Annotated in this window: 1 pseudogene; it reads left to right on the forward strand. The window is 25.7% G+C overall.

The window, feature by feature from the left end:
* Positions 1–154 precede the first annotated feature (154 nt).
* Positions 155–834: pseudogene (locus DMC01_RS12625) on the forward strand (hypothetical protein); the annotation flags it as partial.

An 834-nucleotide genomic window follows, 5' to 3' on the forward strand; every position in this document is an offset into this window, starting at 1 on the left:
TACGGAAATGTGTCAAGTGAATATCAAATAGCTAGAAATGAATTTTATCAAAATGTATTAGCAAGAATACAAAGTGATAAATATTGGAGTAGTAGCTACCACAAGCTAAATAAAAATCTTAGCAAAAACATACAATCAAATAAAAAGCTTGCAAATGTCTAAAAATAAAACAATAGAAAATATATTTGCCTATGATGGAGAGATTATCGACATACAAATCTTAGATTCTAAAGATATAGATACCTTGCAATCTAAGATCTATTTTTGTGGAGTATTGCTAAATGGTGGCACAGAATCTACTTTGCCACATAATGAATGCTTCTTTGAGAGCTTGAATTTAAATGAGAATTCAAGTTTTAATGCAATAAATTCAAACAATAATTTAAACTTTAAAAATTTAAAATCAAATGTTTTAAATTCAAGTGATTTAAATTCAAGCAATAATTCAAATGCAAGAAATTTGAACAAGAATCCAAGTGCAAATGATTCGGATTCAAGCACAAGAGTTTTAAACAACAACTCAAATTCAAATGACTTAAATTTAAATTCAAGCAAGGCATATTCAAACAACGATTTAGATGAAACAAAGCCTATTTATTATTTAGAATATGATGAATTTGATTTAAATTCAAGGGATTCTAGCAAATCTTTAAATTCAAACAACTCCACCCAAATCCTCCAAGTCTTCTTAAACAATCATAAATTAACAATACTAAATTATTCAATTTTAAATTCAAGCCTAAATATAAAATTAGAATGCAAAAGCAAAGAGGCTAATAAAATTAAAGAAAATGAAATAAATCAACAAAAAGAGCTTGAATTTAAGAAAAATAA

Source organism: Campylobacter troglodytis (genome assembly GCF_006864425.1).
In the GTDB taxonomy this organism is placed as follows: Bacteria; Campylobacterota; Campylobacteria; order Campylobacterales; family Campylobacteraceae; genus Campylobacter_D; species Campylobacter_D troglodytis.